The 22,644-nt window shown below is 63.9% G+C and carries 28 protein-coding genes and 1 pseudogene; 15 read left to right on the plus strand and 14 right to left on the minus strand.

The window, feature by feature from the left end; all coding sequences use genetic code 11:
• The first annotated feature begins 98 nt into the window (after nt 1-98).
• A complete protein-coding gene (locus NKJ88_RS04685) occupies nt 99-446 on the plus strand; it encodes a hypothetical protein (RefSeq protein WP_352443624.1) in 348 nt (115 codons plus the stop codon).
• A gap of 315 nt (nt 447-761) precedes the next feature.
• Complete coding sequence (locus NKJ88_RS04690; RefSeq protein ID WP_352443625.1) at nt 762-1,130, plus strand: hypothetical protein; 369 nt, start codon at nt 762-764, stop codon at nt 1,128-1,130.
• A gap of 194 nt (nt 1,131-1,324) precedes the next feature.
• Here NKJ88_RS04690 and NKJ88_RS04695 read toward each other — a convergent pair whose 3' ends face one another.
• Entirely contained in the window at nt 1,325-1,645 is a 321-nt protein-coding gene (locus NKJ88_RS04695) for a hypothetical protein (protein WP_031209595.1), read from the minus strand.
• A 164-nt stretch (nt 1,646-1,809) separates the two neighbouring features.
• On the opposite strand from NKJ88_RS04695, the gene mbfA reads away from it, so the two are divergent.
• Nucleotides 1,810-2,793, plus strand: coding sequence for an iron exporter MbfA (gene mbfA, locus NKJ88_RS04700; protein ID WP_023681248.1), 984 nt, complete (start codon nt 1,810-1,812; stop codon nt 2,791-2,793).
• Nucleotides 2,794-2,953: 160 nt separating this feature from the next.
• Here the strand turns inward: mbfA and NKJ88_RS04705 are convergent, their stop codons facing one another.
• The 3 genes from NKJ88_RS04705 to NKJ88_RS04715 all read right to left on the minus strand — a co-directional run bounded on the left by NKJ88_RS04705 (nt 2,954) and on the right by NKJ88_RS04715 (nt 3,940).
• A complete protein-coding gene (locus NKJ88_RS04705) occupies nt 2,954-3,298 on the minus strand; it encodes an antibiotic biosynthesis monooxygenase family protein (RefSeq protein ID WP_023673249.1) in 345 nt (114 codons plus the stop codon).
• Nucleotides 3,295-3,651: an NIPSNAP family protein gene (locus NKJ88_RS04710; protein WP_023673248.1), complete on the minus strand. Its 357-nt coding sequence runs from the start codon at nt 3,649-3,651 to the stop codon at nt 3,295-3,297. The genes NKJ88_RS04705 and NKJ88_RS04710 overlap by 4 nt, the downstream gene beginning before the upstream one ends.
• Nucleotides 3,652-3,736: 85 nt before the next feature.
• On the minus strand, nt 3,737-3,940 hold the full coding sequence (locus NKJ88_RS04715) for a DUF1127 domain-containing protein (protein WP_023687540.1): 204 nt from the start codon (nt 3,938-3,940) through the stop codon (nt 3,737-3,739).
• Between the two features lie 69 nt (nt 3,941-4,009).
• On the opposite strand from NKJ88_RS04715, the gene NKJ88_RS04720 reads away from it, so the two are divergent.
• Nucleotides 4,010-4,684 carry an ArsR/SmtB family transcription factor gene (locus tag NKJ88_RS04720; protein WP_023687541.1) on the plus strand — a complete coding sequence of 225 codons (675 nt, stop codon included), beginning with the start codon at nt 4,010-4,012 and terminating at the stop codon, nt 4,682-4,684.
• Nucleotides 4,685-4,903: 219 nt separating this feature from the next.
• Here NKJ88_RS04720 and ligD read toward each other — a convergent pair whose 3' ends face one another.
• Together ligD and ku are read right to left on the minus strand one after the other, a co-directional pair.
• Nucleotides 4,904-7,414, minus strand: a complete 2,511-nt coding sequence (gene ligD, locus NKJ88_RS04725) for a DNA ligase D (RefSeq protein ID WP_023687542.1) — start codon at nt 7,412-7,414, stop codon at nt 4,904-4,906.
• A gap of 11 nt (nt 7,415-7,425) precedes the next feature.
• Nucleotides 7,426-8,292 (minus strand): non-homologous end joining protein Ku, encoded by an 867-nt coding sequence (ku, locus tag NKJ88_RS04730; RefSeq protein ID WP_023748231.1) that lies wholly within the window; start codon nt 8,290-8,292, stop codon nt 7,426-7,428.
• Nucleotides 8,293-8,637: 345 nt separating this feature from the next.
• Here ku and NKJ88_RS04735 point away from each other — a divergent pair, with 345 nt between their 5' ends.
• The 3 genes from NKJ88_RS04735 to NKJ88_RS04745 all read left to right on the plus strand — a co-directional run bounded on the left by NKJ88_RS04735 (nt 8,638) and on the right by NKJ88_RS04745 (nt 9,709).
• The gene (locus NKJ88_RS04735) at nt 8,638-8,787 is read left to right on the plus strand and encodes a hypothetical protein (RefSeq protein WP_196813601.1); all 150 of its coding nucleotides are present in this window, start codon (nt 8,638-8,640) and stop codon (nt 8,785-8,787) included.
• A gap of 179 nt (nt 8,788-8,966) precedes the next feature.
• Nucleotides 8,967-9,392: a thiol-disulfide oxidoreductase DCC family protein gene (locus NKJ88_RS04740; protein WP_031203643.1), complete on the plus strand. Its 426-nt coding sequence runs from the start codon at nt 8,967-8,969 to the stop codon at nt 9,390-9,392.
• Nucleotides 9,393-9,454: 62 nt separating this feature from the next.
• The gene (locus NKJ88_RS04745) at nt 9,455-9,709 is read left to right on the plus strand and encodes a hypothetical protein (RefSeq protein WP_023744857.1); all 255 of its coding nucleotides are present in this window, start codon (nt 9,455-9,457) and stop codon (nt 9,707-9,709) included.
• On the opposite strand, the gene NKJ88_RS04750 is transcribed toward NKJ88_RS04745, so the two are convergent.
• On the minus strand, nt 9,672-10,133 hold the full coding sequence (locus tag NKJ88_RS04750; RefSeq protein ID WP_023687546.1) for a RidA family protein: 462 nt from the start codon (nt 10,131-10,133) through the stop codon (nt 9,672-9,674). The genes NKJ88_RS04745 and NKJ88_RS04750 overlap by 38 nt on opposite strands.
• Before the next feature lie 235 nt (nt 10,134-10,368).
• Here NKJ88_RS04750 and NKJ88_RS04755 point away from each other — a divergent pair, with 235 nt between their 5' ends.
• Together NKJ88_RS04755 and NKJ88_RS04760 are read left to right on the plus strand one after the other, a co-directional pair.
• Entirely contained in the window at nt 10,369-10,737 is a 369-nt protein-coding gene (locus tag NKJ88_RS04755) for a YciI family protein (RefSeq protein ID WP_023744856.1), read from the plus strand.
• A 7-nt stretch (nt 10,738-10,744) separates the two neighbouring features.
• On the plus strand, nt 10,745-11,989 hold the full coding sequence (locus tag NKJ88_RS04760) for an RNA polymerase sigma factor (RefSeq protein WP_286439500.1): 1,245 nt from the start codon (nt 10,745-10,747) through the stop codon (nt 11,987-11,989).
• Between the two features lie 9 nt (nt 11,990-11,998).
• Here NKJ88_RS04760 and NKJ88_RS04765 read toward each other — a convergent pair whose 3' ends face one another.
• The 7 genes from NKJ88_RS04765 to hrcA form a co-directional block, all read right to left on the minus strand.
• On the minus strand, nt 11,999-12,625 hold the full coding sequence (locus NKJ88_RS04765) for a glutathione S-transferase family protein (RefSeq protein ID WP_352443626.1): 627 nt from the start codon (nt 12,623-12,625) through the stop codon (nt 11,999-12,001).
• Nucleotides 12,626-12,824: 199 nt separating this feature from the next.
• Complete coding sequence (gene cysK / locus NKJ88_RS04770) at nt 12,825-13,799, minus strand: cysteine synthase A (protein ID WP_023672045.1); 975 nt, start codon at nt 13,797-13,799, stop codon at nt 12,825-12,827.
• A 179-nt stretch (nt 13,800-13,978) separates the two neighbouring features.
• On the minus strand, nt 13,979-14,596 hold the full coding sequence (locus NKJ88_RS04775; protein WP_023706961.1) for a LysE family translocator: 618 nt from the start codon (nt 14,594-14,596) through the stop codon (nt 13,979-13,981).
• A 181-nt stretch (nt 14,597-14,777) separates the two neighbouring features.
• A complete protein-coding gene (locus NKJ88_RS04780; RefSeq protein ID WP_352443627.1) occupies nt 14,778-15,554 on the minus strand; it encodes a hypothetical protein in 777 nt (258 codons plus the stop codon).
• 150 nt (nt 15,555-15,704) lie between these two features.
• Nucleotides 15,705-17,054: a PQQ-dependent sugar dehydrogenase gene (locus tag NKJ88_RS04785; RefSeq protein WP_352443628.1), complete on the minus strand. Its 1,350-nt coding sequence runs from the start codon at nt 17,052-17,054 to the stop codon at nt 15,705-15,707.
• 109 nt (nt 17,055-17,163) lie between these two features.
• Entirely contained in the window at nt 17,164-17,364 is a 201-nt protein-coding gene (locus NKJ88_RS04790; protein WP_352443629.1) for a hypothetical protein, read from the minus strand.
• A 36-nt stretch (nt 17,365-17,400) separates the two neighbouring features.
• A complete protein-coding gene (gene hrcA, locus NKJ88_RS04795) occupies nt 17,401-18,486 on the minus strand; it encodes a heat-inducible transcriptional repressor HrcA (protein WP_023681233.1) in 1,086 nt (361 codons plus the stop codon).
• Between the two features lie 155 nt (nt 18,487-18,641).
• On the opposite strand from hrcA, the gene rph reads away from it, so the two are divergent.
• From rph to NKJ88_RS04825, 6 genes and pseudogenes are all read left to right on the plus strand, one after another.
• The gene (rph, locus tag NKJ88_RS04800; protein WP_023672052.1) at nt 18,642-19,358 is read left to right on the plus strand and encodes a ribonuclease PH; all 717 of its coding nucleotides are present in this window, start codon (nt 18,642-18,644) and stop codon (nt 19,356-19,358) included.
• 190 nt (nt 19,359-19,548) lie between these two features.
• Nucleotides 19,549-19,959: a VOC family protein gene (locus tag NKJ88_RS04805; RefSeq protein ID WP_023698063.1), complete on the plus strand. Its 411-nt coding sequence runs from the start codon at nt 19,549-19,551 to the stop codon at nt 19,957-19,959.
• Entirely contained in the window at nt 19,959-20,606 is a 648-nt protein-coding gene (gene rdgB / locus NKJ88_RS04810) for an RdgB/HAM1 family non-canonical purine NTP pyrophosphatase (RefSeq protein ID WP_023816142.1), read from the plus strand. Before NKJ88_RS04805 ends, rdgB begins: the two co-directional genes overlap by 1 nt.
• A complete protein-coding gene (gene hemW, locus NKJ88_RS04815) occupies nt 20,606-21,763 on the plus strand; it encodes a radical SAM family heme chaperone HemW (RefSeq protein WP_352443630.1) in 1,158 nt (385 codons plus the stop codon). The genes rdgB and hemW overlap by 1 nt, the downstream gene beginning before the upstream one ends.
• 102 nt (nt 21,764-21,865) lie before the next feature.
• Nucleotides 21,866-22,180, plus strand: a complete 315-nt coding sequence (locus NKJ88_RS04820) for a hypothetical protein (RefSeq protein ID WP_352443631.1) — start codon at nt 21,866-21,868, stop codon at nt 22,178-22,180.
• A 70-nt stretch (nt 22,181-22,250) separates the two neighbouring features.
• A pseudogene (locus NKJ88_RS04825) lies at nt 22,251-22,573 on the plus strand (low molecular weight protein tyrosine phosphatase family protein).
• Nucleotides 22,574-22,644 lie beyond the last annotated feature (71 nt).

A 22,644-nucleotide genomic window follows, 5' to 3' on the forward strand; every position in this document is an offset into this window, starting at 1 on the left:
CCATCTCCCCCTCAAGGAGGGAGATTGCCCGCTCGATCGCCTCGCGTCGCCTCTCCGCTCATGCTTTAGTTCCCGTCTCCGATTCGGATACCCCCGCCATGCTCCGCCTCACCCTTGCCGCCCTCCTCATCGCCACGCCGGCGCACGCCGCCGATATGGCGTTCTTCGTCAAGAACCTGCGCAGCCAGGCGGTCGCGGTGGAGCTGTTCAGCCGGGACCGCAAGATGTCGTGGCCGGGCGGCGACCAGGTGTTTCTGATCGAGCCCAGCTCGCAGAAATCGGTGCCGATCTCGTGCAATCCGGGCGAGAACATCTGCTACGGCGCCTGGGTGAACGGCAATGATGCGATTTCGGCCGGGGTGGGGCCGGACAATGACCAGCCGTGTGACACCTGCTGCTTCATCTGCGTGGAGAAGACGACCGAGATGATCGATCTGGTTGAGTAGTGGGGGTGCCGAAGCTGCTGATCTCCCCCCTCGTGGGGGAGATGTCCGGCAGGATAGAGGGGGGCGCGAAGGATCGCCAGCATATGGATCAGCAAGCCTAAAATTGAAATAACGCGGCTGCAGGAATGAGAGGTCGGCGGGACAGCGCCCCCCTCTGCCTTGCCAGGCATCTCCCCCACGAGGGGGGAGATCAGCAGCTCCACCAACCTCTCCCAATCCCCCCAAAATCAGTCACGCCCCGCCCTTCAATGTCAGCCGCCATCATGCGATGCTGATTCCCTCGGCCGGGGGGCCGATTTGCCTCGGGGGAACACCATGTCTTTCACTTGTCTGCGCCGCGTCGTCGCGCTCTCGCTGGCCGCGCTGTTTGCGCCGGCCGCGCACGCCGCCGACATCACCTTCGCCGTCAAGAACAGCCATCCCAACGCCATGCGCCTCGAGCTCTACAGCCAGGACCGCGACTATGTCTGGCCGGGCAATGACAAGGATTTTTATCTCGACGATGGCGAGACCAAGCAGATCCCGGTGTCCTGCGACGAAGGCGAGTCCATTTGCTACGGCGCCTGGGTCGACGGCGACGAGGGAACCTATTGGGGCGTCGGCCCCAACAACAAGGAAAAATGCGAGGATTGCTGCTACACCTGCAATGGCGGCGAGACGGAAGAGATTGAACTGACGCCGTAGGGCGGGCGAAGCTGCTAATCTCCCCCCTCGAGGGGGAGATGTCGCCGAAGGCGACAGAGGGGGTCGCCGCGCGTGAAGCGCTAGCCCTCCATCTGCCGCGCAGGACGTCGAGCCCGGTCGGACCGACCCCCTCTGCCTTGCCAGGCATCTCCCCCTCAAGGGGGGAGATCAGATGTCGCTTCGGCTTTCGCCAATTATCCCAGCAACGCCCTTTGACGCTTCGGGCCGCCCGCCTTGCGCCAGGAATTGAACCGGTGCGTCGCGGCGGCAAACGAGATCTTCATCTGCTGGGCGACCGAGTAGCGCGACTTGCCTTCGTCGAACAGGCGGTAGCAGCATTCGACGCCCTCCTCGGTCAGTTTGCCGTCGGGCGCCTTGTTGTGCGGATTGGCGGGGTCGAATTTTTCGACCTGCTGTTCGACCAGGCCTTTCAGCCGTTGCAAATCGGCCTCGATGCTGGCGATCAGATCGAGGATGGGTTTCGGATCGAAGTGGTCGTGCGGCTTTGCCGTCATCTTGCTCATGCCTTTCGCTTGCGTATCGCGACCGATATAGGCGAACATTTGCTGATAATGAAGGGCGCGTTGCAATCCGGCGCTTCAACATTTCTTGACTGGTGATTGACCGCGGAGACTGCAGCGCCTAGTTTAGAATTGTTCTAAACTGGGGTGAATTTCTCATGCTTTCCCGTGTCTTCGGTTTCGGCCGCCGTCCTTTCGAAACGCTGTCGGAACAGGAGATCCTGGCCCTGGCAATTTCATCCGAAGAGGATGACGGGCGCATCTACCGCGCCTATGCCGACGGGCTGGCGGACAGTTTTCCGCAATCGGCGAAAGTGTTCGAGGCGATGGCGGAGGAGGAGGACGGCCATCGCGATTCCCTGATCGAGCTCTACCGCAAGCGTTTCGGCGAGCGCATTCCGTTGCTGCGCCGCGAGCACGTGAAAGGCTATTACGAGCGCAAGCCCGACTGGCTGGTGCGGCCGCTCGGCATCGAGCATGTGCGGCGCCAAGCCGAAGAGATGGAGCGGCAGGCCTATCGCTTCTATGTCGAGGCGGCCAAGCGCACCGGCGATGCCTCGACCCGGAAACTGCTCGGCGACCTGGCCGCGGCCGAGCAAAGCCATGAGAATTCGGCGCATCGGCTGGAGCAGAAACTTGTGCCGGGCGAGGTGAAGGACGAGGAAGCCAGCGCCGAGCAACGCCAGTTCATCCTGACCTATGTGCAGCCCGGGCTTGCCGGGCTGATGGACGGCTCGGTGTCGACGCTGGCGCCGATCTTTGCCGCAGCGTTTGCCACGCACGACACCTGGCAGACGCTGCTGGTCGGCCTCGCCGCCTCGATCGGCGCCGGCATCTCGATGGGCTTTACGGAGGTCGCTTCCGACGATGGCAAGCTGTCGGGGCGTGGCTCGCCGATCAAGCGCGGCCTCACCGTCGGCATCATGACGACGCTGGGTGGTCTCGGTCACGCGCTGCCTTACATCATCCCGCATTTCTGGACGGCGACGGCGGTGGCGGCCGTCGTGGTGTTCTTCGAATTGTGGGCGATCGCCTTCGTGCAGAACCGCTACATGCAAACCCCGTTCCTGCGCGCGGCGTTTCAGGTGGTGCTGGGCGGGGCGCTGGTGTTTGCGGCCGGGGTGCTGATCGGGAATGCATGAGCGCCAAGCGCCCCCTCACCCAGCCTCCGCTTCGCTCGGCTGACCTCTCCCCGAGGGGAGAGGAGGTTTTCGACGCCTGCGCCAGTCTCTTCTCCCCAGCGGCGAGAAGGTGGCCGCGAAGCGGCCGGATGAGGGGGCCTGGCGCGACGCCGATACCTAGTCACCCATTCACCGCCCGGCTGTCGGCCGGCGCTTCATCCCTCTCCGTCAGCCCATAGTCCCGCAGCACATGCGCAATGCGCAGCCGGTAGCCGGCAAAGATTCCGCCACGGCCGGCCTTTTGCGCCTGCCGGTGCTCTTCCGTGTTGCGCCAGGCTTTCACCGCTTCCTCGTCGCGCCAGAAGGACAGCGACAGCACGCGGTTCGGGTCGACCAAGCTCTGAAACCGCTCGATCGAGATGAAACCGTCTATGCCGTCGAGCAGCGGCCTGAGTTCCGCGGCGATACCGAGATAGGCATCGCGCTTTCCCTCAGCCGGTTGCACCTCGAAGATGACAGCGATCATATCTCCTCCTTGACCGCGGTCTGGAACAGCTGCCGCGGTCCATGCGGCCCCGACACCAGCTTCAGGAAGATGCGGTCCTCTTTCAAGATGAACTTTTCGCGGCGGGCGAATTCGTAATTGGCCTTGCCCGCCGGATCTGCGGCGAGACGGGCGCGATATGCTTCGTAGGCGGCGAGGCTGTCGATGTTGTAGGCGGCGTAGGCGGTGGTGGCCGAGCCCTCATGCGGGGCGTAGTAGCCGATCAGATCGGCGCCGCAGCGCGGGATCGCCTGGCCCCAGGCCTTGGCATATTGCTCGAAGGCCGGCTTGCCGAACGGGTCGATCTCATAGCGGATGAAGCAAGTGATGGTCATCGTGATCTCCTTGGGTTTCGCGTGGATAGTTCGAGCGGCGTCGAAACGTTGTGCCGCAGGGTCTGCTAAGCAAAAGCGCTGGCTGTCAGGCCTGCCAGAAGGATTTTGCGCATTCGCGGCGCACATCCTCACGGGTCAGGCCGAGATCGCGCAGCAGATGGTCGTCGATCTCCGCGAGGCCGAGCCGCTGCAGGTGGCGGTCGTACCAGCGGGCGAGCAGCCGCCGTTGCAGCCAGGTGACGAATGGAAAAGGCCGGCGGCTGGCGAGTGGGGCGGAAGCGGTTGGCATCGGCGTTCTCCTTGATCCCGCCCGACAATAATGCTTATCTGACGAGAATGCTTCGATGGAGACCTAACTATGCGTGAAGGACCCGACATTGCCCGCATCGCCAGCCTGGTCGGCGATCCGGCGCGGGCAAACATGCTGAATGCGCTGATGGGCGGCACGGCTTTGACGGCCAGCGAACTGGCGCTGGAGGCCGGCGTGTCGCTGCCCACCGCGTCCTCGCATCTGTCGAAACTGATGGAGGGCGGGCTTTTAACTTTGGCCAGCCAGGGACGGCATCGCTATTACGGCCTCGCAGGGCCGCAGGTGGCCGGCATGATCGAGGCGATCACCGGGGTGGCCGAAGCGGTCGGCCCCAAGCGGGTGCGGCCCGGCCCGCGCGACGGCGCCATGCGCGTCGCCCGTGTCTGCTACGACCACCTCGCCGGCGAACATGCGGTGGCGATGCTCGACCGCCTCGTCGCGCGCGGCATCCTGTTGCGCGACGACAATGAGATGAGGCTGGGGCCAGCAGCAGCCTCGCATTTTTCGGCCATCGGCATCGACGTCGGCGCCAAGCCGCGCCGGCCGGTCTGCCGCGCCTGCCTCGACTGGAGCGTGCGCCGCTCGCACCTTGCGGGAACGCTGGGCGCGGCTATTCTGGACAAGATCCTGGCGGAGAAATGGGCAAGGCGGGAGAAGGACAGCCGCGCGGTGGTGTTTTCACCGCCGGGGAAGCAGGCGTTCGAGCGGGTGTTTTTGGCGTAGAGGTTCGGCAGCGCTAATTGGGCGACGCTGGCGGGAACAGCACCCCCCCTCTGGCCTGCCGGCCATCTCCCCCTCAAGGGGGGAGATTACGCGCTCAACAGCTTTCGCCAATCTCGAACATCGTAAAGGTGAGCTGCGCCTCGAAGCTGCCAATCTCCCCCCTTGAGGACAGAGGGGGGTGTGACCGAACGCTTGCGTAGCAGGTGAGGCGCGCGACGCTCACCCCCGCTTCAGCACCTTCGCCTGCTCGAAGAAATCCGCCCACGGATCGGCCTTCTCCAATTCCTTCAGCGTCGTCTTGTCGCCGATCGGGAAGGAATTCGGCGCTAGCCCCTTCTCAACCTCCGCCCACGTCACCGGTACCGAGACCGTCGCGCCCTTCTTGGCGCGGGAAGAGTAGGGCGCGACGGTGGTCGAGCCCCTGCCATTGCGCAGATAGTCGACGAAGATTTTTCCGGTGCGCGCCTTTTTCGACAGCGTCGCCGTGTAGCGGTCGGGCGCGGCCTGCTCCAGCGCCTTGGCGAAATCATGCGAGAAGGTTTTGACCGCCTCCCAATCCGCCGACGGCTTCAGCGGCACCAGCACGTGATAGCCCTTGCCGCCTGACGGCTTGACGAAATTCGGCAGCGACAGATCGTCGAGCTTGCCTCTGATGTCGAGCGCGGCCTCGCGCACCGCCTTGACGTCGACGCCTTCGTCGGGATCGAGATCGAAGATGATCTGATCCGGCTTTTCCAGCTCATCGATCTTGCAGCCCCAGATGTGGACCTCGACCACGCCGTACTGGACCAGAGCGGCAAGGCCGTCGAAATCGCGGATGAACAGGATTTCCTCGCCATCGGTCGGGTCCTTCATGCGGGCAATCTTGTCGCTCATGCCGGCCGAAGCATGTTTCTGGAAGAAGCGCGGACCGCCGATGCCATCCGGCGCCCTGACCAGGCTGAGCGGCCGGTTGACGATGAACTGCTCCATGCGCGGCCAGACCAGCGCGTAGTGTTCGAGCAAGTCCTGCTTGGATATTTTTTCCTCGGGCCACAGCAGCTTGTCAGGATGGGATAGTTTTACGCTGGTCGTGATCGTCGCGGGCGCCTTAGCCCCGGCGGCCTTGCCGGCGCCGCCTGCCGCCGGCTTTGCCTTGTTTGCCGCCTTCGATGGCTTTTCCTGCACGACTTCCTCCGCCGGCTTGTCCTCGCGCAGTCCCTGGAACGACGCGTGGCGTATTATACGGTCCGAGGTCCAGCTGCGGAACTCCACTTCGCCGACAAGTTCGGGCCTGACCCAGACCAAACCCTTGCCCTTTGGCACCGCGGCGGCAAACGGCGAGGCGTCTGCCTTCAGCGCATCGAGTTTTTTCTTCAAATCGGTGGCGCTCCTGGCTGTGAAGCCCGTGCCGACGCGGCCGGCATAGTGGAGCTTGCCGCCCTCGTGGTAGCCGACCAGCAGCGAACGCAGGCCGCGGCCGGTCTTGTCCGAGGGCAGATACCCGCCGATGACGAATTCCTGGCGGGCCGTGCATTTCGACTTCACCCAGCTTGGGCCACGGCCGCTGCGGTAGGGCGCATCGGCGCGCTTGGAGACGATGCCTTCAAGGCCCATGCGGCAGGCGTGCTGCAGCATGATCTTGCCGGGCTCGGCGAAATGGTCGCTGAAGCGGACGGGGGCATTTTCGGCCGTCTCGCCGAGCAGCTCCTGCAGCGCCTGCTTGCGCTCGACCAGCGGCTCGCGGCGCAAATCGTTGCCGTCAAGCCGCATAAGGTCGAACACATAGTAGGTGAAGCGGTCGGTTCGATTGGCGGAGAGATCCTGCTGAAGCAGCGAGAAAGACGAAACGCCGCTGTCGGCGAGCACGACGATCTCGCCGTCGATGATGGCGTCGCTGCATTTCAGCTGGGCCAGTTCCGCGACGATCTCAGGGCCGAATTTCTCCGTCCAGTCGAGGCCGGTGCGGGTCAGCAGCCGCACCTCCGTGCCGGCGATCTGCGCCTGCATGCGGTAGCCGTCGAATTTGACCTCATGCAGCCAGTCCTCGCCGGGCGGCGCCTCGCGCTCCAGCGTCGCCAGTTGCGGCTCGACGAAGTCGAGGCGCTTGCCGGCTTTCGCCTTGCTGGATGCCGCAGGCTTGTTGGAGTGCCAGACCTTCGGCTTCTTGCCGTCGGCGGTCTTGCCTTCCGCGACCTCTTCGATGGTCAGGCCGGACTTCACCGATTTCGGTGCGTCCTTCAGGATATCCTCGCCGGGGCGGGCGGCGGCATCGTCGGATTTGATCAGCAGCCAGTTGTCGCGCTTTTCGCCAGGGCGGGGTCTTAACCTGACCAGATGCCACCGCCCATTCAGCTTCTGGCCGTTGAGTTCGAAGTCGATATGGCCCTTCTTCATCGCCTTGGCGGGGTCGATCTCTGGCGTCCATGTGCCTTCGTCCCAGACGATGACGGTGCCGCCGCCATACTCGCCCTTGGGAATGGTGCCCTCGAAGCCGGCATAGTCGATCGGGTGGTCCTCGACATGCACGGCCAGCCGCTTTTCGTGCGGGTCGAGGCTCGGGCCTCGCGTCACCGCCCAGCTCCACAACACGCCCTCATGCTCGAGGCGGAAATCATAGTGCAGCCTGGTCGCGTCGTGCTTCTGGACGACGAAGATGCCGCCGGGCTGCTTGCCGCGCGCGACCTTGCCCCCCGGCTCGGCCGTCTTCTTGAAATCGCGCTTGGACTGATATTGTTCGAGGCTGGCCACGGCGCCGACCCTCAAGCCGACTTGCGCTTGGGCGCAGAAGCTTTCGCCTTGCCGCTTTTTGCCGCCGGCTTGGCCTTCTTCGCCGAGACTTCCGCCTGGCCGCCATCGGACAGGCTCTTCTTCAGCGCGTCGAACAGATTGACGACATTGGACGGCTTGGGCGCGGCCTGCGCTTTCGGAGCCTTCTTTCCGGCCTTCTTGGCGCGGATCAGTTCGAGCAGCGCGTCCTCAAACTTGTCCTCGAATGTCGACGGATCGAACTTCCCCTTCTTCTTGTCGATGATGCGTTCGGCCATATCGGTCATCTCCTGGTCGGTCTTCACCGCCTTGATGTCGCCGAAGATGCTCTCCGGCTCCCGCACCGTGTTGCCGTAGCGCAAGGTGGTCAGCACCATGCCTTTGCCGCGCGGCTCGATGACCACGGGCCGCTCGCGGCTATAGAGCACGACGCGCGCCAGCCCGGCCATCTTCTTGTCCGCCATGGCATCGCGGATGACGGCAAAGGCCTCCTCCGACACCTTGTCGGCGGGCGTGACATAATAGGGCGTGTCGAGATAGATCTGCTCTATCGAGGCTTTGTCGACGAAGCCGTCCAGCGCCATCGTGTGCGAGGACTCGATCTGCACCGCTTCGATCTCTTCGTCCTCGATATGGACGAACTCACCGGGGCTCACCTCATAGCCCCTGATCTCGTCGCCATCGCCCAGCGGCTTGCCGGTTTCAGAATCGACATAGATGCGCTTGACCGTGTTGCCGGTCTTGCGGTTGAGCACCCGGAACGAAACTTTTTCGGCGTGGGTGACGACGTTGGTCAGTTCGACAGCGCAGGTGACCAGCGACAGTTTCAGATAGCCCTTCCAGGCGGGGCGAGGTGCCATGGCGAACTCCTGCGCGATGCGGTTAAAGCGAGAACGGGCAAGGCCCGTTCCGGTTCCGGGCGCGCAACCAGGGGCATTTCGGCAGCGAGCATGGAAATTTCGAGAGGCTCGCCAAATCTGAAACAGAACCGCGCTCAAGCGACATCCAGACGAAACATATGTGATGCAAAAGTCACAATGCCGGAAATGGCGACGAACCACACCGAAAGACCCCCAAACAGCCGCATTCCGGCCACGAAGCATGGGGTTTTCGACCAAAGATTAACATCGTGTTCACCGACTATTCACGCCTCGACGCTATGATCCCCGCAATCGGACGGGACATCCGAAAATCGGGACAGGGACTTGAGTAAAATGAAATTCTGGGGCCACATCGCCGGCTATGCCGCCGCCATCCGCGAGTTCATCGCGCCGACCTATCGGCCGGAGCGCTACTACATGCGCGGCCCGGGTCCGGCCTGCGCCCGTCGCGGCAGCTCGCTCGGCGCGCATTGATCATGACATTCGAAACGCGTCACGACAGCCGGATCTGCAGACCGGAGGCCGATCCCCGCGCAACCACCTATCGCGCCGAGCGCCCCGCGCTGGCCGCGAGAAGCCGTGCGACAACGCCGCGGCTTTGATCCCGCTGCCGGCGGGCTTAGTGTCTGAAGACACAAGCTGCCGGACGTCCCGTGACTTCTTCTCCTGAACCCTTCGATGCCAGCCAGCCATTGATCGTTTTCGACGGCGTCTGCGTGCTGTGCTCGGGCTTCGTACGCACGGTGGTCGGGCTCGACCGCAAAAACCGCTTCCGCTTCGCCACGGCGCAGTCGCCCTTCGGCGAGGAGCTGTTCCAGAGATACGGGCTGCGCACCGACAGCTACGAGACCAATCTGGTCCTTGTCGGCGGCGCTCCCTTCATGCGGCTGGACAGTTTCATCGCGGTGATGGCCGAACTGGGCTGGCCGTGGCGGGCGGCGAAAGCGCTGCTGCTCATCCCGCGCCCCTTGCGTGACTGGCTCTACGAACGCATCGCCAAAAACCGCTACGCCATGTTCGGCCGCAAGGATAGTTGCGAGATCCTGTCCGCCGCGATACGTGCGCGCATGATCGGCTAATCGCATGTCACCCAAAAGTGACCTCGGTCTGGGAAAACGACATACGCAAAAAGAGCGGCGAGATGAGGCTTCTGGTCGTTGGCGGCTATGGCATTTTCGGCGGCCGCATCGTGCAATTGCTGGAGAGCGAGCCACGCCTGATCCTGCTCGTCGCCGGGCGCTCACTGGCCAAAGCCGAGGCCTGGTGCAAAACCCGCACCGGCGCGGCGCCGCCGCTCGTGCCGACGCGCTTCGATCGCAACGGCGACGTCGCGCAAGGCCGGCCTGTTCGTTCGCGCCTCAGTCCGGCAGCGCCGCGACGGCGACGATCTCGATGACGATGTCTGCCTGGGCAAGCGCTGCGACGCCGATTACCTCCGAAGGCGGCGGATTGTTGTCGCTGCAATGCTTCGGACAATGCTCGGCGAAAAACGCGTCCAGCACGTCGAGACGAAAATTAGGCGAGCTGAGGACGCCGCCGTCGGGAAATGGCCCTTTGACGAAAAAGGTCAGCCTGATGAGATGGTCGAGCCCGCTGCCAAGTTCTTCCAGATCCGATTTGATGTTGCCGAGAACTTCCCGCCACTGCGCCGCGGCATCGCCGGCGAAGCCGCCACCCTTCTTGCCGGCCGGATCGTAGTCAGCCGATGTCGCGGTGTTGCCGCAGAGATAGACGGTGCCTTTCGCACCGCTGACGACCGTGCCTTTGCCCCATGGCATCAACCGGCCGTTCTTGAATTTCTTGTGGGTCACGAGTTCCATTCTCTTCTCCCACGCCTCGTGTGACGTGCCCGCCAACGACAGAGGATAGTGCTGTGCGGAGCCACGGCCAGTCCGCTGCCGGTCATCCGCCAGCAGACGAAGAAACATCTGGTCCTTGCGAAATCTCCTGGCGGAGGCGAAAGTTTTTTCTGAAGCCTGTCGAAATCGGCCGCCGCCGCGCGACATACGTCTGGCCCCGCTAGGACGCGGCCTGCGAAACCACGGGAGAAGACCCATGCGATACATGCTTTTGATCAACAGCGACGAAGCCGCGCAGGCGAACACGCCAATCGAGAAGGCTCAGCAGATGAGCGCAGCATATGCCGCCTATACCGAAGCGTTGAAGAAATCCGGCGCATGGCTCGCCGGCGAACGGTTGCGCCCGACCCAGGCGACCACCTCGGTGCGGATCACAGACGGCAAGACCAACGTGATCGACGGCCCCTATGCCGACACCAAGGAGCAGCTTGCCGGCTTCTACATGATCGAGGCGGCCGATATCGATACCGCCATCGAGTGGGCGGCGCGCTGTCCGGCGGCGAGCGCCGGCACGGTCGAGTTGCGGCCGATCTGGGAAATGGCCGACTACATGCCCAAGAAATGAAACCGTGATGGACAATCGCCCGGAGATCGCGCGGGCGGCGGCCGAAGCGGCCGCCCGGCAGAGTTACGGCAAGCTGGTCGCCTGGCTAGCGGCGCGCACCCGCGACGTGGCCGGCGCCGAGGACGCGCTGGCCGAGGCCTTCGCCGCGGCGCTGGAGCGCTGGCCACAGACCGGCGTGCCCGACAAGCCGGAAGCATGGCTGCTGGCCGTGGCGCGCCGGCGGCGCGTCGACGCGGTGCGCCGTCGGCTGACCAGCGAGGCGAGCCGCGACCATCTCAAGCTGATGGCCGAGGAGATGGAGGCGAGCATGGAAGACGAAGACCTTCCCGACGAACGTCTCAGGCTGATGTTTGCATGTGCGCATCCGGCGATCGAAGCCAGCGTGCGGGCGCCGCTGATCCTGCAGACCATTCTGGGTTTCGACGCGGCGACGATCGCCTCGGCCTTCCTGGTTTCGCCGGCGACGATGGGCCAGCGTCTGGTGCGCGCCAAGAGCCGCATCCGCGAGATCGGCATTCCGTTCCGCGTGCCGGATCGCGCCGAACTCGGCGAGCGGCTGGGAACGGTGCTGGAAGCGATCTACGCGGCTTTCGCCGAAGGCTGGACCGACCCGGCAGGGACCGAGACGAGAGCGCGCAATCTGGCGACCGAAGGCATCTGGCTCGGGCGGCTGGTGGCATCGCTGATGCCGGACGAACCGGAAGCGCTCGGCCTGCTGGCGCTGATGCTGTTTGCCGAGGCGCGCCGCCCGGCGCGGCGCGATGCGGCTGGAGATTATGTGCCGCTCGCCGGCCAGGATTGCCGTCTTTGGGATCACGCGCTGATCGACGAAGCCGAGGCGCTGCTGGGCCACGCCGCCACCATGGGCGTCATCGGCCGCTACCAGCTCGAAGCGGCGGTACAATCGGTGCATGCGACGCGGCGACGGACCGGCCAAACCGATTGGGCGGCGATCCGTAACTTCTACGATGCGCTGTCGGCGATATCAGGCTCGCCGGTGATTTCGATCAACCGCGCCGTGGCGATTGCCGAGGCCGAAGGGGCGGCGGCAGGACTGGCGGCGCTCTACGTGCTGGGCGACGACAAGCGGCTCAACGACTATCAGCCCTATTGGGCCGCTCGCGCCGGCCTGCTGGCCAGGCTCGGCAATGCGGCGCAAGCGGTCGAAGCCTATGACCGGGCGATCGGCCTTGAACGCGACCCCGCCGTGCGCCGCTTCCTGCAGGCGAAACGGGCGATCCTGCGAAATTGAAGCGTCCGTTCAGGCCGGCCACATTTCATGCGTGGTGTTGAGCCGTTTCATCAGCGGATGCGCGCGCAGCGCCGACCATAAGCGTTCGATGTTCGGCCAGTCGGCTCGCGCCTTGTCCATATCGGGGTGCCAGGCCACCAGCATGACGAGGTAGATGTCGGCCAGCGACATCGCGTCGCCGACCAGCCAGCCGCGCCCCTCGAGGGCTGCATCGACAATGGCGAAGCCGCGGTCCATCTCGGCAATGGCTGCCTGCTTGACGGCTTTCTTGCCGTCGGCATCGGTGGTGTAGCGATGGGCATAGTAGAGGCGCAGGATGGCGGGGTAGAGCACCGATGACATGAACGCCATCCAGCGCAGGAAACCGGCGCGATCCGGCGATCCGGCGGCCGGCGCCAGACCCGCCTCCGGATGGCGCTCGGCAAGCAGGATGCAGATCGCCGCCGATTCGGTTATCGATTGACCGTTGGGCAAGGTCAGCACCGGAACCTGGTTCAACGGGCTGATGTCGAGGAAAGCCGGGTCCGGCGAATCCTTCTTCGGCACATCGATCTGGTCGAATTGCGCGTTTGCCAGCGCCAATGCGGCCTCGACGACAAAACCGCCGCTGCCTGGGCGCGTGTAAAGCTTGTACATGTGATTCTCCCCCTGCCCGCGCGAAGCAGGCCGGGGCGATTTGACCCTGAAGCCGCCTCCCGCTCAAGCCGGTGGCGGACGCCACGGCCGGGTTTTCTGCGGTCCAGCCATGAGACTTCCGATGTCGGAGGGACAGCACCCCCGATGCCCGGCAGGGCAGAGGGGGGTGCGAAGGATCGCCGCCTATCCAGTTAAGACGTTAAGCCCCCAGCCCGTCGAACAGGATCGTCGACAGATAGCGCTCGGCGAAGGACGGGATGATCACCACCAGGTTCTTGCCCTTGTTCTCCGGCCGCGACCCGACGGCGATGGCGGCCTGCAGGGCAGCGCCCGACGAGATGCCGACCGGCACGCCTTCAAGGCGGGCGACGAGGCGGGCGTTGGCGACCGAATCCTCGTTGGAGACCTTGACGATCTCGTCATAGATCGAGGTGTCGAGGATCTTGGGCGCAAAGCCGGCGCCGATGCCTTGGATCTTGTGCGGGCCGGGCTGGCCGCCCGACAGCACCGGCGAGGCCTCCGGCTCGACGGCGACGACATGCACCGAGGGCTTGCGTTGCTTCAGCACCTGGCCGACGCCGGTGATCGTGCCGCCGGTACCGATGCCGGCGACGAAGATGTCGACCCCGCCATCGGTGTCGTTCCAGATCTCCTCGGCGGTGGTGCGGCGGTGGATCTCCGGGTTGGCCGGGTTTTCGAACTGCTGCGGGATGACGGCGTCAGGCAGGGTGGCGGCCAATTCGTCGGCCTTGGCGATGGCGCCCTTCATGCCTTTCGGCCCTTCCGTCAGCACCAGTTCGGCGCCGAGCAGCGCCAGCATCTTGCGGCGCTCCACCGACATGGTTTCGGGCATGGTCAGGATCAGCTTGTAGCCCTTGGCGGCGGCGGCGAAGGCGAGCGCGATGCCGGTATTCCCCGAGGTCGGCTCGATCAGCGTCGTCTTGCCGGGTTTGATCCGGCCCGACGCTTCCAGCGCCTCGATCATGGAAACGCCGATGCGGTCCTTGACCGAGGCGATCGGATTGAAGAATTCGAGCTTGGCAAGAAGGTTGGCAACGACGCCCTTCTCCTTGGCGAACTTGTCGAGCCGCACCAGCGGCGTGTCGCCGATCGTCTCGGTGATCGAGTTGTAGACACGGCCGCGGCCGGGCACGCGCGCGGAAGGCTTGTTCATTGGTTTCGCTCCCAAATCAGATCAGGCAATTGGCGTCGGCGGACAGAATAGGGCTTTCGCCCGCGCAAGATAGGCTGCCGGCCGAAAATATCGAGTGGGCCGCTTGCTGAAAACGCTTGTCCCCTCAAGCCGCATTTTCCGGATGGACCGATCGGCGGAATGGATGGGCCTGAACCGATCTACTGACGTGCGGCAATGGCAGCGGCCGCGCCCACCATGAAGCCGGCGGCGGTGCGGTTCAGCGCCTTCAGCGCGCGTGGCGATTTCAGGAACCAGCGCGCCTTGGCGGCCAGCGCAAGATATGGCACCAGCACCACGAAGAGCACAATGACGGTGAGCGCGACCAGGATGCCGTAGTCGGCGAGCGTGATGGTCTTCAGGTCGACGATGGTCGGCGTGATGGCGAGGTAGAAGATCATCGTTTTCGGGTTGCCCAGCGTGACGGCGAGGCCGGCAAGGAAGCTCGATACCAGGCCGCCCTTGCCTTTCCTGGCCTCGACAGTCTCGGGCGTGATCCCGGCCGTCCAGAAACGCCAGCCGAGGAAGGCGAGATAGGAGACGCCCAGCCATTTGATGGCGAGAAACACCATGCCGAAGCTTTGCGCGACAAAGGCAAGGCCGAGCACCACCGCGGTGAGATAAATGAGGTCGCCGAGCATCAGGCCGAACGACATCGCCAGCGATGAGCGGAAGCCGGATCCGAGCGCCCGCGCCACAAGCGCGGTGACGCCGGGCCCGGGAATGGCGGCGGCGATGCCCAGCGCAGCACTATAGGCAAGGAAGCCGGCGAGGGTCATGACGGTCGCACCTCGTGAAACGACTCTGATGCCATGAAAGCCTGCAACGGCAAAACGGATTCGATTGCGCCAAGCAGGGCATGAAAGCCGGTCATCCTCGCCTGAAAGCGAGAGATGGTTCACTTACGCCCCGAAGGCGGTCGGCTATCTCGCATGGCTCCGAACGGCAGGAGCACCCATGTTAGCCAAAAGACTTCACATCCAGCTCATGAAGTGGATGCCCAACAACTATTCCGAAGCACGCGGTCACGTCCACGAGCTGGAATGGTATCTGTGGTTCGAGGGGCGTCAGGCTTTCAGCCTGTTCGACAAGGGCGATAGCGATGTCGTTCCGCAGACTGGATATTTTACCGACAGCCGGAACCCTGGCGCCTACCCCGTTCGTCCGATGATCTATCCGCTGGTCGTCAACAACCGCTTCAAGGTGCGGCTGGTGGCGATCGAGCGTGACGGACCGCAAAAGATAGACCCCGACGACACCGCCAAAGGCGAATTCTACATCGACCTCGACACCAAATATCCGCCGGTCTCGGACTGGCGCATCATTGCTGCCGATCCGCGCAATACCGACCTCAACGTGGAAGCGTCGTTCCAGCTGCAATGGCTGGACTATGTCGATACCGCCGAGATTGCCGAGGATGGCCCGCCACGCATCATCGACAAGTCCAACTATCCCTATCCCTGGGGCGCCAATGTGATGGTGTTCGAGCACTGGCTCGGGCTTGGCCGCAAGGCGCCGCTCAAACTCATCGACCCGAACCGCGCATCGCGCCGCGAATACCGGATGATCAATGGCAATGCGGCCCGGCGCATGGTGCAGGACCTCTATCGCTTCAACGTCAACCAGCTTGGCGTCGCCAACGACACCATCAGCAGTGTTTACGTGCCGAAGCTCAATGCCGGCCACGTCACGGTGACCCTTTACGAACACGATTTCAGCGACGGCCGCTTCGCGCAAGGGGCGAAGAAGTCCTTCGGCTCGGTCGGCCTCTTCAATCTCAGGGATACCGGTTTCGATGACCGCGTCTCATCGGCCGAGGTGATCCATACCTATCCCAAGGTGATCCATCGGGACGTGCATTGGGGCCGGATTGCGCTGTTCGCCGGCTCAGGATGGGCCATCGACATGGGTGATGCGCCAGATGGTGCCGTTGCCATCCTCGGTGACGATAAGCGCGCCGTCCCTGGCCACCGCGACGCCGACCGGCCGGCCCCAGACGGCGTCGTCGGAGAGGACGAAGCCGGTGATGAAATCCTGGTACTCGCCGGTCGGCTTGCCGTGGCTGAATCTCAGCCGCACCACCTTGTAGCCGGTCCTCATACCACGGTTCCAGGAGCCGTGCAGGGCGACGAAGGCGTCACCCTTGTACTCTGCCGGGAAATTGCCGCCGCCATAGAAGGCGATGTTGAGCGGCGCCGAATGCGCCTGCATCAGCACGTCGGGCACGGTGACCGAGCCGGCGAGGTCTGGGCGCGCGCCCTCGTGACGCGGGTCCTCGTTGGCGCCGATATAATACCAGGGCCAGCCATAGAAGGCGCCGTCCTTGACTGAGGTGGCATATTCGAACGGCACATCGTCGCCGAGACCGTCGCGCTCGTTGACGACACACCACAGCGCGCCGGTGGCCGGTTGCACGGTCATGCCCGAACAATTGCGCAGGCCGGTGGCGAGGATGCGGCCATTCTTGCCGTCGGGGCCGAAGGCCAGCACGTCGGCACGGCCATCCTCGGAACCCCAGGTGGCGCCGAGTGGCTGTGATTTTGCCCAGGCGTCAAGGCCGCCCTTCGGTGCCTTCTGCATGCCCTCCGCGACGTTCGATCCGGAGCCGACCGAGAGATACAGCGTCTTCCCGTCCGGCGAGAAGGCGATATCGCGGGTCCAGTGGCCGCCGGTAGGGATGTCGGAGACAATCGTCTCCGGTTCGACGGAGGCTTTAAGGTCGCCGTCCCGATAGGCGTAGCGGACCACGCTGTCGTTGTTGGCGACGTAGACCCATTGCGGCTTGTCGCCAGGCGGGTAGAAGGCGATGCCATAGGGCTGGTTGAGATTGTCGGCAAAAATGCCCTCTTCGGCCGGCTTCGCGCTACCCTTGGCCAGCCGATAGACGCGGATCTGGTTGGCGTCACTGTCGGCGACGAACAGGTCGCCGTTCGGCGCCACGCGCACGACCCGCGGATTGGAAATGCCGGAAGCAACCAGTTCGGCCGAAAACCCAGGCAGCAGGACGGGCTTCGCGCCCTCGGGCCGATCGCCAAGGCCGGCGCTGTTGGAGGCGGATTCGGTGATGTTGGGCTTTTGCAGATCATCCGGCTTGATCAGCCGGCGCACACCTGGCTTGTCGGCCGTCCAGTCGCCGAAAGCGTCTTTGCCGGTCAGCAGCGGTTGATCGGCCTGCTGGGCGAAGGCGCTGGTGGCCAGAAGCAGGGCAAGGCCTGCCAAGCCGGCAATCCGGATCATGCTGTTCTCCTCGAACTCGCGCCGGTCGGCGCGTCATGCACAAGGGAGATATTGTGCGGCCGCCGCAAAAGAGAAGCGTGCGCGCGCGCAGATTCGGCGAGAGAACCGCTCAACTTTCCTGTTCGACGTCGAGATCGTCGTCGAGACGCTTTTCCAATGCGACGAGATCTTCCGGCAGCGGCAAGCCCATGGCGCGCATTTCGCGCAGTTTTTCGCGCAGCTGCTCCTGGATTTCGTGCTCGTCCTCCGGCTGGTTGACCATTTCTTCGAGCAGCATGCTGATCTGGGCCTTGAACGATTCAAGCGCCATTCTGCGCCCTCCTTTACGGTGATCCCGGCTTTCGAATTATCTTAACATCCGGGTAATCAATTGCGCAGTGTAGTCGACCATAGGCACGATGCGGGCATAATTCAGCCTGGTCGGGCCGATGACGCCGAGCGCGCCGACGACGCGGGCGTCCTTGTCGCGGTAAGGCGCCACGACCAGCGACGAGCCGGAGAGCGAGAACAGCTTGTTTTCCGAGCCGATGAAGATCCGCACGCCGGGGCCGTCCTCGGCGAGGTCGAGCAGCTGGATCAGCCCGTCCTGCGTCTCCAGATCCTCGAACAGGTGGCGCAGCAATTCGATATCGGCCTGGGCGGTGACGTTTTCGAGCAAATTGGCGCGGCCGCGCACGATAAGGCGCGCCGGCAGGCCGCTATCGGCGCCGGCCCACACCGCCAGGCCTTTCTCGACCAGATCCTGCGACAGCGTGTCCAGCGCTGCCCTGGTCTCGTCCTTGATGCGGGCGATCTCGATGCGCGCCTCGGCGAGCGTGCGGCCCCTGATATGGGCGTTGAGGAAGTTGGAGGCCTCGTGCAGCTGCGAGACGGTGATGCCGGCCGGCAGGTCGACGACGCGGTTCTCGACATCGCCATTCTGCGACACCATCACCGCCAGCGCCTTGGTCGGCTCGAGCTGGATGAACTCGATGTGCTTCAGCGCCACCTCGTTCTTGGTGGCGAGCACTAGGCCGGCGCCGCGCGACATGCCCGACAGCATCTGGCTGGCCTCGGTCAGCATGTGTTCCAGCGTCGCGCCCGAGCCGGAGGCGCGCACCTGCGCCTCGATGACCCGGCGTTCCTCGTCGGAGAGATCGCCAAGCTCCATGAAGGCATCGACGAAGAAGCGCAGGCCGGTCTGGGTCGGCAGGCGCCCGGCCGAGATGTGCGGGGCATAGATCAGGCCGAGATGCTCGAGGTCGCTCATCACGTTGCGGATGGTGGCCGGCGACAGCGACGACGGCAGGATGCGCGACAGGCTGCGCGATCCCACAGGCTCACCGTCCTTCAGATAGGATTCGACGATGCGCCGGAAAATGTCGCGCGAACGCATGTCGAGCGATTGCAGCGCGGGCGCCAGCAGACTGGGTTCGGTGACTGCCTTGGTCATTCGAGCCAAAAACCTCCGGCTCAAGGATATAGACTTCCATCGCCCCCGCGCAACCCAGCGTCTGTGCCAGATCGCCCGGCCTTTTCCTTTGCGCCATGGGCTGCATGCGTCTACAAGCCGCCGACGCAACCGTAAAAGAACAGAAAGAGGCCTCGATGCGCCCTTCTAAACGCCAAGCCGACGAAATGCGCGCCATCTCGTTCGAGCGCGGCGTCTCCAAACACGCCGAAGGCTCGTGCCTGGTGAAATTCGGCGACACGCATGTGTTGTGCACGGCAAGCCTGGAGGAAAAGGTGCCAGGCTGGATGCGCAATTCCGGCAAGGGCTGGGTGACGGCGGAATACGGCATGCTGCCGCGTTCGACCGGCGAGCGCATGCGCCGTGAAGCCTCGGCCGGCAAGCAAGGCGGCCGCACGCTGGAAATCCAGCGGCTGATCGGCCGCTCCTTGCGCGCCGTTGTCGACCTGCAGGCACTGGGCGAACAGCAGATCACCGTCGACTGCGACGTCATCCAGGCCGATGGCGGCACCCGCACGGCCTCGATCACCGGCGGCTGGGTGGCGCTCTACGATTGCCTGCGCTGGATGGAAGCGCGGCAGATGGCCAGTGTTGCCAAGGTACTGAAGGACCATGTCGCGGCAATTTCCTGCGGCATCCATGACGGCCAGCCGGTCATCGACCTCGACTATATCGAGGATTCATCTGCCGGCACCGACGCCAATTTCGTCATGACCGGCAAGGGCGGCATCGTCGAGATCCAGGGCACCGCCGAGGGCGAGCCGTTCTCGGAAGGGCAGTTCGCGGAGCTGATGGGCCTGGCAAAGAAGGGCATTCAGCGGCTGGTGAGCTTGCAGCAGATGGCTGTGGCCTGATTGAATTTAACGTGATGACGTCGGCGATCCTTCACACCCCCCTCTGGCCTGCCGGCCATCTCCCCCGCAAGGGGGGAGATCAGAGGTCGCTATCGTTTTCGCCAACCATCAACGTTGAGACGCCGCCAGCGGAACTGCCAATCTCCCCCCTTGCGGGGGAGATGCCCGGCAGGGCAGAGGGGGGTGCCTGATGCAACCCTCCGCTATTCTTGAGTCAGCGCTTTACGTCACGGATCTCGCCGCTGCCGAAGCCTTCTACTCCAACGTCCTCGGCCTCCCTCTCCTCGGCAAGGTCGACGGCCGCCATCTCTTCTTCCGCTGCGGCCCGGGCGTGCTGCTGGTCTTCAACGCCGAAGCCACCAAAATCCCGCCGGCGCCCGATGCGCGGCTGAAAGTGCCGCCACATGGCACGGTCGGCGAGGGCCATCTCTGCTTTGCCGCAAGTGCGGATGAACTCGCACAGTGGAAGGCGCAACTTGAGGCGAAAAACATCGCCATCGAAAGCGAATTCGAATGGCCGCAGGGCGGGCGCTCGATCTACATACGCGACCCCTCGGGCAATTCGATCGAATTCGCCGAGCCAAGGATCTGGGGCCTTTGATGCATTCTCTCGATGGAAAGAAGATCGTCGTTGCCAGCCACAATGAAGGCAAGCTGCGCGAATTCGCCGACTTGATGGGTCCGTTCGGCTTCGAGGCGAAGTCGGCCAAGGACTACGGCCTGCCGGAACCGGAGGAGACCGGCACCACCTTCGAGGAAAACGCCTACATCAAGGCCTTCGCCGCGGCTAAGGCGACCGGCCTGCCGGCGCTGTCGGACGATTCGGGCCTGTGCGTCGACGCGCTCGACGGCGCTCCCGGCGTCTACACCGCCAATTGGGCCGAAGCTCCCGATGGCAGCCGCGACTTCGGCATGGCCATGCAGCGCACCGAAGTGGCCTTGCAGGAGGTCGGCGCCGCCGAGCCAGCGCAGCGCAAGGGGCGGTTCGTCGCCGTCATCTGCCTGGCCTTCCCCAATGGCGAGGCTGAATATTATCGCGGCGAGGCTGAGGGAACGCTGGTGTGGCCGCCGCGCGGCGAACTCGGCTTCGGCTACGACCCGGTGTTTTTGCCCGACGGTTTCGAAAAGACGTTCGGCGAGATGAGCGCTGAGGAAAAACACGGCTGGAAGCCCGGTCAGCCGACGGCGCTGTCGCACCGCGCCCGCGCCTTCCAGAAATTCGCCCGCGCCAGGTTAGGCTCAGCTTAATGTCGCTGGACCGCAGCCCGGGCTTCGGCGTCTACATCCACTGGCCGTTCTGCGCGGCCAAATGCCCGTATTGCGACTTCAACAGCCATGTCCGTCACCAGCCGGTCGACCAGGAGCGCTTTGCCCGCGCCTTCGAGACCGAGCTGAAGACGATGCGCGAGCGGACCGGGGCGCGCGAGGTGACCAGCATCTTTCTCGGCGGCGGCACACCGTCGCTGATGCAGCCGCAGACGGTGGCGGCGGTGCTGGACGCCGTGGCGAAGAACTGGACGGTGCCCGACGGCATCGAGGTGACGCTGGAGGCCAATCCATCCTCGGTCGAGGCCGAGCGCTTTCGCGGCTACCGAGCCGCCGGCGTCAACCGCGTCTCGCTCGGCGTGCAGGCGCTGAACGACAAGGATCTGCGCTTTCTCGGCCGACTGCACAATGTCGACGAGGCGCTGCATGCCATCGGGCTGGCACGCGAAATCTTTCCGCGCCTCTCCTTCGACCTGATCTACGCCCGCCCCGGCCAGACGCTGGACGACTGGCAGGCGGAGCTCGAACAGGCGATCGGCCATGCCGCCGACCATCTGTCGCTCTACCAGCTGACCATCGAGGAAGGCACGCCGTTCCATGCGCTGCATGCGGCGCACAAGTTTACCATTCCCGACAATGACCGGGCCGCCGATCTCTATGCGCTGACTCAGGAGATCACCGCAGCGCATGGCCTGCCGGCCTATGAGATTTCCAACCACGCCAGGCCGGGCGCCGAGAGCCGGCACAATCTGACCTATTGGCGGTATGGCGAATATGTCGGCGTCGGACCGGGCGCGCATGGCCGCTTCATCGAAAACGGCCAGCGCATCGTGACGATCGCCGAGCGGATGCCGGAGACCTGGGCGAATCTGGTGGAGGCCAGGAGCCATGGCGTCACCGGCGGCGAGATCCTGACGCGCTCCGAAGAGGCCGACGAGTTCCTGCTGATGGGGCTGAGGTTGGCCGAAGGCATCGACCTTTCCCGCTACGAGGCGTTTTCCGGGCGCGGCCTGTCGAGCGCCCGGCTGACCGTGCTGCAGGATGAGGGGCTGGTGGCGCCGATCGGCAATGCCAGGCTACGCGCCACGCCAGCCGGCATGATCGTGCTCGATGCCGTGGTGGCGGATTTGGCGCGATAGGCCCGCAGGCCAAGTGGCTTAACCGAGCGGACGATTTATCGGCTCGAACAAGGATGCTAGGAGTTCTGCTTAGCCATTACACCGCATCCAATAGGGCCTGCCATGAAGTTCCTGATCCACGAAACGCTGCGGACATTGAACACAGATGATGTCTTTGAGTTTGGACTAACCGAGATATCGAAATCCCTCGAGTACGAAGATCTCTATGAAGCCGAGGCAATATTCATCAAAAACAGGAAATCCAGAAAGGTTAAGCTGTCGGGCCTAAGCGAGTTCGATGTAGTGCGCGCCTTCATGTCGTACGTAGGGATAAACCTCAGGGCGACTGCCAAGGATGATTCGATAGCATTCGATCTGTGCGGGCTTACGCCTGACCAGTACATTCCTCTAACTAAAACGATACGAGATGTGGGATGAGTAACCGCTTTCAGCGGGGCACAATTTGGTTTTCCAACCGGGGAAACAACCAAATCAAAGATCGAAGCTGTTGAAGAACGTCCTCTTCGTCTGCAGCCAGAATCGCTTGCGCAGCCCGAGCGCCGAACAGGTGTTTTCCAACGCAGGGATATCGAGGTCGCCTAGGGCGGCACCACCCACGATGCCGACACCCTGCTGACGCATGAGCTGGTAGTCTGGGCCGACATCATCTTCGTGATGGAAAAGGCGCACCGCCGCAAGCTGCAGAAGAAATTCAGGGCAAGCCTGAAGAAAGCGCGGGTGATCTGCCTCGATATCCCGGATGACTATGAATCCATGGCCCCGGAGCTGGTGCGATTGCTGGAGGTGAGGGTGACGCGATACCTGGGCTGACGGGCGTTCACGACCGAGCGCTTTAGAATTCTGCGCCGCTGCATCCTTCGGCAGACGTCAGGGAATGGATC

This window comes from Mesorhizobium sp. M0016, from assembly GCF_040324035.1.
GTDB lineage: Bacteria > Pseudomonadota > Alphaproteobacteria > Rhizobiales > Rhizobiaceae > Mesorhizobium.